The 12,761-nt window shown below is 39.8% G+C and carries 13 protein-coding genes and 1 pseudogene; 9 read left to right on the forward strand and 5 right to left on the reverse strand.

What is annotated here, in order from left to right; all coding sequences use genetic code 11:
* Window positions 1–122: 122 nt before the first annotated feature.
* The 3 genes from OKW21_RS07090 (at window position 123) to OKW21_RS07100 (ending at window position 2,600) form a co-directional block, all read left to right on the forward strand.
* A complete protein-coding gene (locus OKW21_RS07090) occupies window positions 123–1,205 on the forward strand; it encodes a hypothetical protein (protein WP_277478669.1) in 1,083 nt (360 codons plus the stop codon).
* Between the two features lie 165 nt (window positions 1,206–1,370).
* A complete protein-coding gene (locus OKW21_RS07095; protein WP_277478671.1) occupies window positions 1,371–1,628 on the forward strand; it encodes a hypothetical protein in 258 nt (85 codons plus the stop codon).
* A 60-nt stretch (window positions 1,629–1,688) separates the two neighbouring features.
* A complete protein-coding gene (locus OKW21_RS07100) occupies window positions 1,689–2,600 on the forward strand; it encodes a mechanosensitive ion channel family protein (RefSeq protein WP_277478673.1) in 912 nt (303 codons plus the stop codon).
* A 106-nt stretch (window positions 2,601–2,706) separates the two neighbouring features.
* Here the strand turns inward: OKW21_RS07100 and OKW21_RS07105 are convergent, their stop codons facing one another.
* Window positions 2,707–3,039: a YegP family protein gene (locus OKW21_RS07105; protein ID WP_277478675.1), complete on the reverse strand. Its 333-nt coding sequence runs from the start codon at window positions 3,037–3,039 to the stop codon at window positions 2,707–2,709.
* A 186-nt stretch (window positions 3,040–3,225) separates the two neighbouring features.
* Here OKW21_RS07105 and OKW21_RS07110 point away from each other — a divergent pair, with 186 nt between their 5' ends.
* On the forward strand, window positions 3,226–3,798 hold the full coding sequence (locus OKW21_RS07110) for a DinB family protein (RefSeq protein ID WP_277478676.1): 573 nt from the start codon (window positions 3,226–3,228) through the stop codon (window positions 3,796–3,798).
* A 52-nt stretch (window positions 3,799–3,850) separates the two neighbouring features.
* Here OKW21_RS07110 and OKW21_RS07115 read toward each other — a convergent pair whose 3' ends face one another.
* A complete protein-coding gene (locus tag OKW21_RS07115; protein ID WP_277478678.1) occupies window positions 3,851–4,393 on the reverse strand; it encodes a hypothetical protein in 543 nt (180 codons plus the stop codon).
* Window positions 4,394–5,336: 943 nt separating this feature from the next.
* On the opposite strand from OKW21_RS07115, the gene OKW21_RS07120 reads away from it, so the two are divergent.
* Window positions 5,337–5,792 carry a CBS domain-containing protein gene (locus OKW21_RS07120; protein WP_277478680.1) on the forward strand — a complete coding sequence of 152 codons (456 nt, stop codon included), beginning with the start codon at window positions 5,337–5,339 and terminating at the stop codon, window positions 5,790–5,792.
* 352 nt (window positions 5,793–6,144) lie between these two features.
* Here OKW21_RS07120 and OKW21_RS07125 read toward each other — a convergent pair whose 3' ends face one another.
* From OKW21_RS07125 to OKW21_RS07135, 3 genes are all read right to left on the reverse strand, one after another.
* On the reverse strand, window positions 6,145–6,414 hold the full coding sequence (locus tag OKW21_RS07125; protein WP_277478682.1) for a hypothetical protein: 270 nt from the start codon (window positions 6,412–6,414) through the stop codon (window positions 6,145–6,147).
* Window positions 6,415–6,941: 527 nt separating this feature from the next.
* Complete coding sequence (locus OKW21_RS07130; protein ID WP_277478684.1) at window positions 6,942–9,353, reverse strand: ribonucleoside-diphosphate reductase subunit alpha; 2,412 nt, start codon at window positions 9,351–9,353, stop codon at window positions 6,942–6,944.
* Between the two features lie 150 nt (window positions 9,354–9,503).
* A complete protein-coding gene (locus OKW21_RS07135; RefSeq protein ID WP_277478686.1) occupies window positions 9,504–10,499 on the reverse strand; it encodes a ribonucleoside-diphosphate reductase small subunit in 996 nt (331 codons plus the stop codon).
* 467 nt (window positions 10,500–10,966) lie between these two features.
* On the opposite strand from OKW21_RS07135, the gene OKW21_RS07140 reads away from it, so the two are divergent.
* The 4 genes and pseudogenes from OKW21_RS07140 (at window position 10,967) to rpmA (ending at window position 12,540) form a co-directional block, all read left to right on the forward strand.
* Window positions 10,967–11,464 carry a replication/maintenance protein RepL gene (locus tag OKW21_RS07140; protein ID WP_277478688.1) on the forward strand — a complete coding sequence of 166 codons (498 nt, stop codon included), beginning with the start codon at window positions 10,967–10,969 and terminating at the stop codon, window positions 11,462–11,464.
* Window positions 11,465–11,642: 178 nt separating this feature from the next.
* Window positions 11,643–11,945 (forward strand): annotated as a pseudogene (rplU, locus tag OKW21_RS07145) (50S ribosomal protein L21); the annotation flags it as partial.
* A gap of 111 nt (window positions 11,946–12,056) precedes the next feature.
* Window positions 12,057–12,248, forward strand: coding sequence for a helix-hairpin-helix domain-containing protein (locus OKW21_RS32515; RefSeq protein ID WP_338130113.1), 192 nt, complete (start codon window positions 12,057–12,059; stop codon window positions 12,246–12,248).
* 28 nt (window positions 12,249–12,276) lie between these two features.
* On the forward strand, window positions 12,277–12,540 hold the full coding sequence (rpmA, locus tag OKW21_RS07150; RefSeq protein ID WP_277478690.1) for a 50S ribosomal protein L27: 264 nt from the start codon (window positions 12,277–12,279) through the stop codon (window positions 12,538–12,540).
* Window positions 12,541–12,761 lie beyond the last annotated feature (221 nt).

The raw sequence follows: 12,761 nt of genomic DNA on the forward strand, positions 1-12,761 counted from the left end.
TTTAATTTTGAATATCACTTAAAGCAAATAGTATTACTATTAAGAGTGTTTTTTTAGGAATCTATCAGTGAAACCCATATTTTGATATCTTCAATAATACGTACATACCACAACCTAAAATAATGAAATTCACATCTTGGATAATAGCGCTTGTTTTTCTCCCCGCGCTGGTACTGGCTCAGAAGCGTACAATAGTAAGCATAGAAGGCGAAAAATTTTACATCAACGGTAAACCCACTTATGAGGATAGAAGCTGGCAGGGATATCCTGTGGAGGGGCTTTTGTTCAACGCTCGCATGGTACAAGGTATTTTTGACGATCTTAATGAGGCAAGTAGGGCTCAGTGGAAATATCCTGATACGCATGAATGGTCTGCTGATAGAAATACGAATGAGTTTGTAGCAGCCATGGATGAATGGAATAGATATGGTTTGCTGGCATTTACATTGAATTTACAGGGTGGCAGTCCATTAGGGTATGGCAATCGGGATTGGATCAATTCCGCTTTTGATGAAAATGGTAATCTACGCACTGCTTATTTTCAGCGTCTGGATAAAATTCTTCTAAAAGCAGATGAACTGGGTATGGTGGTGATACTGGGACTTTTTTATTTTGGACAGGATCAGCATCTGAAGAATGAAACAGCAGTATTGAGGGCTGTGGATAATACGATGGACTGGCTATTTGAAAAGGAATACCGTAATGTGCTGATTGAAGCATGCAATGAAACGGATGTCAACAAATATGACCATGATATTCTTAAGACAGAGAGGATCCATGAGATCGTTAAAAGGGTGAGGGATAAAACTAAAAAAGGATATCGGTATCTGGCTACCACCAGCTATGGAGGAGGTACTATTCCTACCTCTAATGTAGTAAAGGTTTCAGATTATATCCTTATCCATGGCAATGGGGTAGGGGAGCCCGAACGAATAACGCAAATGGTTAAAGAGACTAAGGAAGTTGAAGGGTATAGCCCTATGCCAATCGTTTTTAACGAAGATGATCATTATGATTTTGATGAGGACATCAACAATATGGTAGCTGCAGTTAAATCATATGCCTCATGGGGCTTTTTTGATTTCAGAAGAGAGGGTGAAAGCTTTGAGGAAGGCTATCAGAGCGTACCGGTTGATTGGTCAGTAAAGTCTGAAAGGAAGCGGTCTTTTTTTGAGAAAGTCGAGGAAATAAGCGGAGGAAATTGAATAGTTCATCTAAAATGCTTCGTTTAGCCAACAAAAGATTGTTATCTTAGTTTTAATTCTTTACTACCAATTATTTTTTAATGTAAGCTAGCCAGTGCTAGCAGTCATCTTCTATAAATTCAGGCACATTATTGTTTAACCATATAATTTTTAAAAATGAGACTTTTGACCGGAATCTTAACTGTAGCAGCAGCAGCAATTGCAGCCAGTTTTATTTTTTCACAGGATAGCAATACTAAGTCAAGGGCTAAAAGTAGATTTAGTAAAGACAGTAATCGAATCAAATCAGATTTTGAAAAGACTATCAACGAGGGAATATATAATTTGCTAAATGTACTTGGAGAACTAATTGCTGATTACGCTAAGCGTAGCCAGAAATCCATCAAACAAGCCAAGAAGAAAAAACAGTACGTGAGTTTCTAAATGTTTTTTATAAGAAAAGAGTAATCAAGCTCTTTTCTTTACTTTTTAACCTTTAACTAAATGGATTTTGATATTGAAAACCCTCTAGAGCTTGTTACCGATAAGCTAGAAAGTTGGTTGAGTGCAATGATAAAAATGTTGCCTAACCTTGTGGTAGCGATAATCATTGTAATTGTTTTTTACCTTATTGCCCGCCTGGCCAGAAATGGTGTTAAAAAATTATTCCAAAGGGTTTCTTCTAACTACGCGGTAAACAATCTATTTTCTAACATAGTATTTATTGGGCTTTTCATCGCCGGAATTTTTATCGCATTGGGCATATTGGACCTTACTACTTTAGTAGGTTCTTTACTGGCAGGGGTCGGTATCGTAGGTTTAGCGTTAGGATTTGCTTTTCAGGACATCGCAGCCAATTTCATTTCAGGTATCATCATTGCTTTCCAGCAGCCCTTCAAGGTGGGCGATATTATAGAAAATGATGGTCACATGGGAATAGTGACTGATGTCAGTCTTAGAATAACTACCATCAAAACCTTCCAGGGTTTGGAAGTGCTGATACCCAACAAGCAGCTTTTCCAAAATGTAGTAACTAACTATACCCGCACTAATGAAAGACGTGTGGACCTGGGCGTCGGTGTTTCCTATGGGGATGACCTGGCCAAAGTGAAGAAAGTGACCATAGATGCAGTTTCTAAATTGGATAGCATTGACAAAAACCGCGATGTAACGCTCTTTTTTAATGAATTTGGTGATAGCTCCATTAACTTTTCTGTACGCTTCTGGGCTAAATCACCTAAGCAACCCGATTATCTAGCCGCACAAAGTGATGCGGTGATGGCAATACAACATGCGTATAACGAAAATGATATTATGATACCTTTCCCTATACGTACTTTGGACTTTGGAATTAAAGGAGGAGAAAAGCTTTCTGAAATGGTGTTGCAACACAGTAATGGAAATGGTAAGCATTAGATGGAATATCAGCAAGTAAATTATCTGGCTTTAAAGTGATTACTATTGAAAAAACCCGAGTTAAAGTCGGGTTTTTAAGTATCATTGATTTGCAAGAATAATTGTATTACGTTGTTTGATCATCAATTTCTGCCTCAGGAGCATTTACCTGAACCGAATGGATTCCTTTCTTGCAGGAGGCATCACTGGCGTACATCTGACTACTACCAATGATTTGTCCGTTTGAAGATTTCAGGTTAAAGAAAATCTTGCCGTTTGAAGCGGTTTTCTTTTCAAAACGGCTATCATCTGTAGCATTTTTCTGTACAGATTCAACCCCCTTTATACAGCTTGGCTTGGTTTTATACCCCTGACTGCTAAGTATAATCTGACCGTTACTTGCCTTCAGGCTAAAATGGAACTCACCATCTTTTCTTTTACTTACGATAAATTTTCCCATAATTTTGATTTGAGTAGTTATAGAATTAAAATAATTAACACATTGAATAAAATCTAATTTTTTAAAGTTAAAGGCACTCCAGATTATCATTATATCAGTGCGCAAGCCAAAATTTGAGTTTTTATGTGTTGAGAGTGATTATTAGAAGTAATTCTTTTACCTTCATAGAAACAAACTATCAACCAGATGAAAACTATGAAACCCCTGCTTTCCATTGTCCTGGGAGCATTTCTCTTTACTTATTGTACACCGCAGGAAGCACCTTCAGAGACAACTGAAACTGCCGGACCTAGTTATACCTTTGTAGAAGCGCAGGCGCCCGTCTGGGAAGAGGCGATAGCTCAGATAGAAGAACTGGCAAATGCGATGCCCGAAGATATGTATGATTACAAACCGCATGACAGTGTACGAACATTTGCTGAGCAACTCCTGCACATCGGTGGTTCTTCAAAAGTGATTGCCAATATGTTTTTAAAAGATGTTCAGCCCTCTGGCCCTCCCCCGGAAATGGACGCTTCATCCATGAGCAAAGATGAAGTTGTAGAATATGTGCTCACTAACCTTCGTGAAGCAGGAGAAATCATGAGCAGTGTTTCTGACGATGCACTAAAGGAAGAAACACAAAGTTTTTCAGGAAGAACAATTACACGTATGCAGGGAATGCTTTTGGTACATGATCATCTGACCAACCACAAAGCCAAGGCAAACTTATATGTGCGCATTAGTGGGAATAACCCTCCGGACTATCGGTATTACTAAAATTGATGGATTTACTGAAAATTTCAAGGTGTGCTTGTCACACCTTTTTTTGTCAAAATGGTTGAGTGCTTTCAATTTCAAAAAGCTCATCTACATAATAAGCTCGGGTAGAACTACTATAGAAGTCAAAGCACTCGCCATTGCCGCTACGCATGATACTCTTGCAAACCCCATTGAAAAAGCTTGTTTCCAGATGAGATCGGTTGAGTACGCAGTGTCCCAGCTCGTGAAATACAATAAACTCTTTGTAGGCATCTGAAAAATGGTCCCAAAATGTCTTATCGATAGTAATTTTTCTGGGATTGGTAAAGCGGCTGTATGCACATTGACCTGCTATATGTTCTTCATCAATTTCCTCTATCACTCCACTGATGCCCAGCTCAGATAAATCATAGGATAAACCTCTTTGCCGGGCTTCATCTTCAAATCGGCTGAAATAAGTGTGCAAAGCATCATCTACATCAGGGTATAGCGGCACATCCGACGTTGTAATCTTTGGTACAATTAAATCATTATCCTGTGTACACGCCTGTAAGAGAGTAACATATACTATTGATATGGCATAGATATAATTTCTAGCAGAAAGATAGCGCATAAGTCAAATGATTTAATTGGAACAATCAGAAGTAAATCTTTCGCATAGGGTAATTTTTGATAATGCCAATGACTAACAATGGTACGCCCACATACATTAAATATTGTATTGATATTTTTCAATGATGGACTTGAAGATCGTTTTGTTATCTACGCGACAATATGGATTGGTATCAATTCAGGCTATTTAAGTAAGTTGACGCTATTAGTTTATATCATTGCTTTGTAGCAAGATATTCGCTTCAGTTTCTAATTGAAGTGGCCAAATGAAGCAAAGTCTCAGACTTTGCCTTCATTCATGATTTCAGTCTTCAAGACTGAAACCAGTTTTAGTTTAATGTAAATAAGTCTTCATACTTAACCTGATTCTTGTTTTATTGGTACTGATATTTTCTATTTAGATGCGGTAACAACCTCTTTCATTTTTCAAAAAACAGCTCTACCCAAAAAGGGCAAGTGCAGTCAACTGCAGATCAGTTCAATCAATTAAGCTCCAACGAAAAAAATCAAGCCCCCATTGCTGTGGCTCCTTATAGCCGCCATACTCATGGCAGGTCATTTTCTAAAACAAGGGTAGTAAATTCAAAGAAATTTAATCTTCACATGGGAGCAAAGCATAGAAATTATTTAGCCTATCCGGTATTGATTGATTACCTGCAAAATAAAAAGTGTTTAGGTTTAAATCTTACCAAGCCTACTTCGCATATGCCTATGCCAGCTCCAAAAACACGACATTATCATCTTGCGAATTGAAATCTGAAGAAATGCTCAACCTTCAGATCTTAATGAAAAAGCGGGTTTCTAGCGCGATTGTATTTAAAATATTATAAACGAAGATGGATTGTTTGCGAATGTGATAAATATTTAGTAAAATCTATGGATGATTTTTCTTTGATTTCATCTTACCTATTTTTATTTAATCAACATTTTAAACATCACTCGCCATGAATTTTACAGGTTCAAAAGCAGAGAAGCCACAAGCTAGTGGGATGACCTTCCCATCAGTTGAAAAATTTATGGCTTCTGATGAAGTCACTCTCACTCCGGAACTCACCATTGATGAAGCGATTAATACTATATTAGAAAATAAACTTACTGGAGCGCCAGTTTTAGATCATAACCGCGCCATTGTGGGTATGCTTACTGAGAAGGATTGTTTAAGGCTGATTGTGGATGCTGCCTATAATAATCTTCCTCATCATGATAAAACTGTTTCGGACTATATGTCAAAAGTAGTCAAAACTGTAAGTACCGATCATGATATACTGGATGTGGCCAATGAGTTTCTGACTACGCACTATCGTAAATTCCCGGTGGTGCATAACGGAAAGCTGGTGGGTCAGGTAAGTAGGAGAGATATATTGAAAGCCATGCGTGAAACCAAGATCACGACCTGGTAGTCACATACTTCCATAACTTTCCGTAAATAACTTTTTTGCTGAGTGCACAACGATTTTTGGCTAACTCTTTCGCCGGGAAAATGCCTGCGTAATTCTTTATCTTGAGGTTGTTCGCTGTTTGTTTTCTTAAAAACAGCTATGCTCATGCTATGAGCCAACAAATAAGGGATTTGTTACGCTATCACTAGCCAAGTCATGTAGAGTTCATACGATTTGTTCGGCTGACTTAAAACAAACAAGTAAAGGAGCTTATTGCATCTAAGCTCCTTGCCACCAATTTATCATTAGTGTTTTGAGTCAATCCTAATTTTTACCGGCTTGAAAATGATGTGTGTTTGCATCACTCAATTCCTTAGCCAATGGCGTCCTGTTGCTCTACATGCGTGGAATCTACTGTCTGGCTGCTTGTTTCTATGCCATTTTCAGACAGCTTGACTAAATCCAGTTTTATTTCGGATGACTCTCCTACGCCCCATTCTTCTTCTTTGTCTTTCTTTTTTTTGGGGGTGTACTGTTTGAAATAATCGTATGCTTCCTGTTCAGTATTAAAAAATCGCTCAGAGGAAGGTTTACGAGTTCCGCTTCTTCTAAAACTCACTTTATATTTTTCTGTGCTTTCCATAACTTATTGTTATTAGGTTAAAAAAATCATTCGCAGATGTGCTTCACACCTGCTTTTGTACTTGTTGCTGAAAAGTAGATCTGTGACCATTATCAGCAATAAAAATTGAGCTTTTTCACTCCTATAGCCATAACCTTCTGAATTTGGTGATGTTTGGGGAGCTTGTAAGAATTTCAGGAATCCGGCACAGCGAGAGGAGAAAATGGAGGGGCGCTATGGGAATGCTAGTTTCTGCTCCCATAATTTAAACGGTAGTCAGGGTGATCTGTATTGGCCGTTTGCAATGCTGAAATGATGTGAAATTAGTACTCATATCATCTTATTGTTTCCGCTTCTTTGATATGAAATTGTCGGCCGTATGATTTCTTAAAAGATACCTTCTTATTCTACAGTCGCTCGCATCTCACCGGGATGCGTGGCCGAGTGACAGTTATCTGCAAGGGCAACCATGTAATTGCCGCTGGCCCGAATCATACCAAAATAAAAAAGCGCCACCTTCTTGAGGTGACGCTTTGTGATGATTGGTTTTAGCTTCCGCAAGCTTCGCAGTTGTCGGGATCGTCCAGGGAGCACTGCATGTCCGACTGGTTTTGATTTCGCTGCTCGCTGACGGCAGCCATCTGCTGCTGAGTGGCCGTTTGCGGCTGTCCTAGTGCGGCTTTGTCTACCGTAAACTTGATGGCATCGGTGGCTGCCTTAGTACGCAGATAGTACATGCCGGTCTTAAGTCCTCGCTTCCAGGCATGAAAGTGCATGGATGTCAACTTGCCGAAGTTAGGGTCCTGCATATGTACATTGAGGCTCTGGCTCTGGCAAATGTATGCGCCACGGTCAGCGGCCATGTCAATGATCGTCTTCTGAGATATTTCCCAGGTGGTTTTATACAGATCCTTCAGGTGCTCAGGAATATCATCAATATTCTGTATAGAACCGTTCTCAGAAATCAGGCGATTTTTCATGCCTTCGTTCCACAGGTTCAGGTCTACCAGGTCTTTGAGTAGATGCTTGTTTACTACCACAAACTCACCTGACAGCACACGGCGGGTGTAGATATTAGAAGTATAAGGCTCAAAGCACTCATTATTTCCGAGGATCTGAGAAGTAGAAGCAGTAGGCATAGGCGCCAGCAATAGAGAGTTGCGTACACCGTGCTTTTTTACTTTTTGCTTGAGCGCATTCCAGTCCCAACGTCCGCTGTCGGGAGTTACGCCCCACATATCAAACTGGAAGATACCTTTAGATACCGGTGACCCTTTAAAGGTCTCATAAGCCCCTTCTTTTTGCGCTATTTCCATAGAAGTCTCCATGGATGCATAGTAAATAGTTTCAAAGATATCTCTGTTCAATCCTTTTGCTTCTTCTGACTCAAAAGGCATTTTGAGCATGATGAAAGCATCCGCTAATCCCTGTACACCGATACCAATAGGACGGTGACGCATATTAGAGTTTCGTGCTTCAGGTACCGGATAGTAGTTGACATCAATCACTTTGTTCAGGTTACGGGTCACTACTTTGGTGATCTCGTATAGTTTCTGGTGGTCAAAGCGTGGAGCGCCTCCTTCGCCATCATCTGTTACAAACTTAGGCAATGAGATAGAAGCCAGATTACATACAGCCACTTCGTCAGGAGACGTATACTCCATGATTTCAGTGCAGAGGTTAGAAGAACGGATGGTCCCCAGGTTCTTCTGATTAGACTTGCGGTTGGCATGGTCCTTATACAACATATAAGGGGTACCGGTCTCTATCTGAGATTCAAGAATTTCAAACCATAAATCCTGTGCTTTTACAGTACGACGGGCCTTGCCTTCACGCTCATACTTTTCGTATAGTTTTTCAAAATCATCCCCATAACTATCGTAAAGTCCGGGAGCTTCATTAGGGCAGAAAAGAGACCACTCTTCATTGCTTTCTACTCGCTTCATGAAGAGGTCAGGAATCCACATGGCATAGAAAAGGTCGCGGGCACGAAGTTCTTCCTTACCGTGGTTCTTTTTCAGGTCCAGGAAGTCATAAACATCCGCGTGCCAGGGTTCCAGGTAAATGGCGAAGCTTCCCTTACGCTTTCCGCCTCCCTGATCCACATAACGAGCGGTCATATCAAAGTTTCTCAACATTGGTACAATACCGTTGGAAACACCATTGGTACCCCGTATATACGAACCTGTAGCCCTTACATGGTGGATGCTCAAACCGATACCTCCGGCAGACTGTGAAATTTGTGCACACTGCTTTAGCGTATCATAAATGCCATCAATGGAGTCTTCCTTAATCGTTAAAAGGAAGCAAGACGACATTTGTGGCTTAGGCGTACCCGCATTAAAGAGGGTGGGGGTAGCGTGCGTAAACCACTTTTCTGAAAGCAGATTGTAAGTTTCAATCGCTGCTTCAATATCCTCACCATGAATTCCAACCGCTACTCTCATCAGCATATGCTGAGGACGTTCCACCACTCTACCGTCAAGTTTCATCAAATAAGAACGCTCCAGTGTCTTGAAGCCAAAGTAATCATAGTTATAGTCGCGGCTATATATGATAGTAGAGTCCAACTGAGCCGCATGCTTTTTGATGATGGCATAGGTATCCTTTGAGATCAGCGGCGCATGTTCTCCGGTTTTAGGGTCTTCATATTTATAAAGACGCTTCATGGTATTGGAGAAAGATTTACTGGTCACCTTATGCAGGTTGGAAATAGCAATTCGTGCAGCCAGGACGGCATAGTCAGGGTGTTTTACCGTGAGGGTAGCAGCAGTTTCGGCAGCCAGGTTATCCAGCTCTATAGTGGTCACACCATCATAAATACCGGTAATTACCTTTTTGGCTACTTCCACCGGATGAACGTGATTTACGTCAAGGCCGTAGCAGAGTTTCTCAATTCTGGCCGTAATCTTATCAAATTTGACCGACTCTCGCCTGCCGTCTCTTTTGATTACTAGCATAGGGTTTGGGGATTAATGGTTATAAAATTTTGAATGAACGCTCGTTCTTGTATTACCTTTTGGAGCGCTTTTATGCCACAGCATTATCACTGTCTGGCATGATACGCGCTCCCTTAGCTGTAAATGATATTTACGACTACTTATATGTTTTTAGAAGTCTTCGTCAAGAGAGAACTTTGGCTTGCCCTGATCTTCTGAGCTATTTTTAACGCCTGCCTTCTGGTATTCGCCAACACGCTTTTCAAAGAAATTGGTCTTACCCTGAAGAGAGATCATCTCCATAAAATCAAACGGATTACTGGACTTGTAGACTTTATCACAGCCCAACTCAAGTAGTAAACGGTCAGCGACAAATTCAATGTACTGGCACATCAGGTCTGCGTTCATGCCAATAAGACTTACAGGTAAGGCATCACTTACAAATTCCTTTTCAATAGCTACAGCATCAGTGATGATCTTAGTCACTGTTTCTTTGGGCAGTTTATTGATCAGGTGATTCATGTAGAGGTGGCAGGCAAAATCGCAATGCAACCCTTCGTCACGTGAGATGAGTTCATTGGAAAAAGTCAAGCCAGGCATCAGGCCACGCTTCTTGAGCCAGAAGATAGAGCAGAAGCTGCCTGAGAAGAAGATTCCTTCTACGGCAGCGAAAGCGACCAGTCTTTCAGCAAAATTACCTTCATCAATCCAGCGAAGTGCCCAGTCAGCTTTCTTCTTCACGCAGTCCATAGTTTCAACGGCGCGAAACAGCTTATTTTTTGTTTTAGCGTCTTTAATATAGGTATCTATAAGTAGAGAGTAAGTTTCAGAATGCACGTTTTCCATTGCAATCTGAAAGCCGTAGAAAAACTTAGCCTCAGTATATTGTACTTCGTTTACGAAATTCTCTGCCAGGTTTTCATTTACAATACCATCACTGGCAGCAAAGAATGCCAAAACATGAGAGATAAAATGACGCTCATCGTCAGTCATATTGTTCCAGTCTTTCAGATCCTGGCTTAAGTCTATCTCCTCAGCGGTCCAGAAGCTTGCTTCTTCCTTTTTGTACCATTGCCATATATCGGGGTGCTCAATAGGGAATAATACAAAACGGTTTGGGTTCTCCTGCAAAATCGGTTCTTGCGCTTCTAGTGTTTTCTGATCCATATCTATCTGCATTTTATGATTAAAGACTTATTGTATTTCTATACTTAAATGAAAGCACATTTTTAATTTCTTCCGAAAAAGAAGCATTTTAGAAAAATTGCCTTCGCACTAAGACAAATATGTTTATTTCGCTTCGAAAGAAAAAGTCAATTTTATGTTTTCAGGTCATCCGAATGTTCGTATGTTTAAATTTTATATTTAAAAAAAGTAATGTAAATGCCTGAAAATCAATTAACTATTTAAATTTGTATGTGATTAAGAATTTTTCCAAAAAAATGCCTTCTTAAAATTTTGAAAAGCTAATTGCTTTGTTATGTAAATAAATACTGCGATCAATTGTTATGAGAAGTCAAATTATTTTGATAAAACACAGAATAATTCCGCTTTTATTAATTACATCATTTGCTTTTAATTATGAAAGCAAATACTTTAGTATCAGTTAGCGGTAAATTCCCAAGTCTAATAGTATGGAAGATAAAACGAGAAAGGCAGCGAAAATACAGAAAGAGAAAGACGTAGTGCGTTACGAACGCTGGATCAATGCAGAAACAGGTGAGGAGAGAGAGTTTGCAGTGGTGGAAAAACCAGTGTACAAAGATACTCACTTTTATCTGACTTTTTTGCCCGACCTCCTGCAGGCTTCTCGGGAATTCGGAAAAGGTAAAAAAAAGGTGCTCTTATACATCATAAATAGTATTGATCAGCAAACTCACTTATTTATTGGTAAGTATCGCGACATTGCGGATTTTACAAAGACAAGTCAGCGAACCATTTCAGAAACCATAGCCTACCTACTGGAAATTGATTTTCTCCGTAAAAAAGCACAATCGGTATATGTAGTCTCTCCTCGCTATATCGCAAGGGGAGAAGCTGTCAAAAAAAGAGATTTGATGGTGAAATACCAGCAACTGGCGTATACCAAACAGGAAGCTGAAGCTATGGCCAGACAGTTATCCCTGATATAATAAAGCAGGATATTTAGGTGAAATTATACGCTTTTGTGAAGTATATAAGTATCTCTAAATACAATCGCTGAAATGCTGCGCAAATTTTTTTAAAAAGACTAAACGAAAGCCAGCTTTGATTTGTATTAACGGAGTCTAACTTCTATATTTGCGCCTCAATTGAAAAAAGTAAATTATAATGTACGCAATCGTTGATATAGCCGGAAAGCAATTTAAAGTAGCTAAAGATCAGTTTGTTTATGCTCCTTCTGTAGCAGGAGAGACTGGCGCTTCCGTCGAGTTTGATCGTGTCCTCCTTTTAGGAGATGATAATGGCATTGAAGTGGGTACGCCCGTAGTAAATGGTGCCAAAGTAACAGGAACTATCCTGGATCACGGTCGCGGTGACAAAGTTATTGTATTCAAAAAGAAAAGAAGAAAGGGATACAAGAAAACGCAGGGTCACCGCCAGGGGTATTCAAAAATCCTGATTGAGGATATCCTTGCCAAAGGGCAGAAAGCTTCAGCCAAGAAAGCTGAGTCTAAACCTGCTCCTGCCAAAGAAGAAGCTCCTAAAAAGGAGACAAAAGCCAAAGACAGTGGCAAAGATGACCTGAAAAAAATCAGCGGCATCGGTCCTGTGTTTGAAAAAGAGCTGAATGCCAAAGGTTACACAACTTTTGAGCAGATTAGCAAGCTGAGTGAGGAAGATATGGAGAAAATAGCTGATATTGATGGCTTGACTGCAGATCTTATCAAAAGTGAAGACTGGGTAGGGCAGGCTAAAGAATTGATGAAAAAATAAAAAAGTATAATCATAAAATTACGATACCATGGCACATAAAAAAGGAGCCGGTAGCTCGAAAAACGGTAGAGATTCAGAAAGTAAACGCCTAGGCGTAAAAATATTTGGCGGTCAGGAAGTGGTCGCTGGAAATATCATTGTAAGGCAGCGTGGTACCAAGCATCATCCTGGTAAAAACGTAGGAATCGGTAAAGACCATACGCTTTTTGCACTTACTAATGGTACTGTAGTATTTAAAAGAGGATCACAGAGTCGTTCGTACGTACACGTAGATCCGGTAGCTGAAGCATAAACAAGCAAGCTATTTTTATAAGCTAAAAAGCTCTGGCCAATAAATGGTCAGAGCTTTTCTTTTTTAAACCCTTAATCCACGTATTAATCTTACGATAAACAGAAAAACGCTTTTTTCAACGGAGGAACGGTATTTGAAAAATTAAATTTGACCTTAATCGTTCATAAGGGACAATGGATATATTTTAGGTATGATCAAGCGTTTTCTTTTTTCAATAATAT

This window comes from Catalinimonas alkaloidigena (assembly GCF_029504655.1).
In the GTDB taxonomy this organism is placed as follows: Bacteria; Bacteroidota; Bacteroidia; order Cytophagales; family Cyclobacteriaceae; genus Catalinimonas; species Catalinimonas alkaloidigena.

Excerpts from the sequence above, each read along its gene's own strand:
- OKW21_RS07105 (WP_277478675.1), bottom strand. The coding sequence starts at position 3,039 with ATGGGAAAATTTATCGTAAGTAAAAGAAAAGATGGTGAGTTCCATTTT.
- OKW21_RS07120 (WP_277478680.1), top strand. The coding sequence starts at position 5,337 with ATGAATTTTACAGGTTCAAAAGCAGAGAAGCCACAAGCTAGTGGGATG.
- OKW21_RS07110 (WP_277478676.1), top strand. The coding sequence starts at position 3,226 with ATGAAAACTATGAAACCCCTGCTTTCCATTGTCCTGGGAGCATTTCTC.
- OKW21_RS07100 (WP_277478673.1), top strand. The coding sequence starts at position 1,689 with ATGGATTTTGATATTGAAAACCCTCTAGAGCTTGTTACCGATAAGCTA.
- OKW21_RS07090 (WP_277478669.1), top strand. The coding sequence starts at position 123 with ATGAAATTCACATCTTGGATAATAGCGCTTGTTTTTCTCCCCGCGCTG.
- OKW21_RS07125 (WP_277478682.1), bottom strand. The coding sequence starts at position 6,414 with ATGGAAAGCACAGAAAAATATAAAGTGAGTTTTAGAAGAAGCGGAACT.
- OKW21_RS07115 (WP_277478678.1), bottom strand. The coding sequence starts at position 4,393 with ATGCGCTATCTTTCTGCTAGAAATTATATCTATGCCATATCAATAGTA.
- rpmA (WP_277478690.1), top strand. The coding sequence starts at position 12,277 with ATGGCACATAAAAAAGGAGCCGGTAGCTCGAAAAACGGTAGAGATTCA.
- OKW21_RS07135 (WP_277478686.1), bottom strand. The coding sequence starts at position 10,499 with ATGGATCAGAAAACACTAGAAGCGCAAGAACCGATTTTGCAGGAGAAC.
- OKW21_RS07130 (WP_277478684.1), bottom strand. The coding sequence starts at position 9,353 with ATGCTAGTAATCAAAAGAGACGGCAGGCGAGAGTCGGTCAAATTTGAT.
- OKW21_RS07140 (WP_277478688.1), top strand. The coding sequence starts at position 10,967 with ATGGAAGATAAAACGAGAAAGGCAGCGAAAATACAGAAAGAGAAAGAC.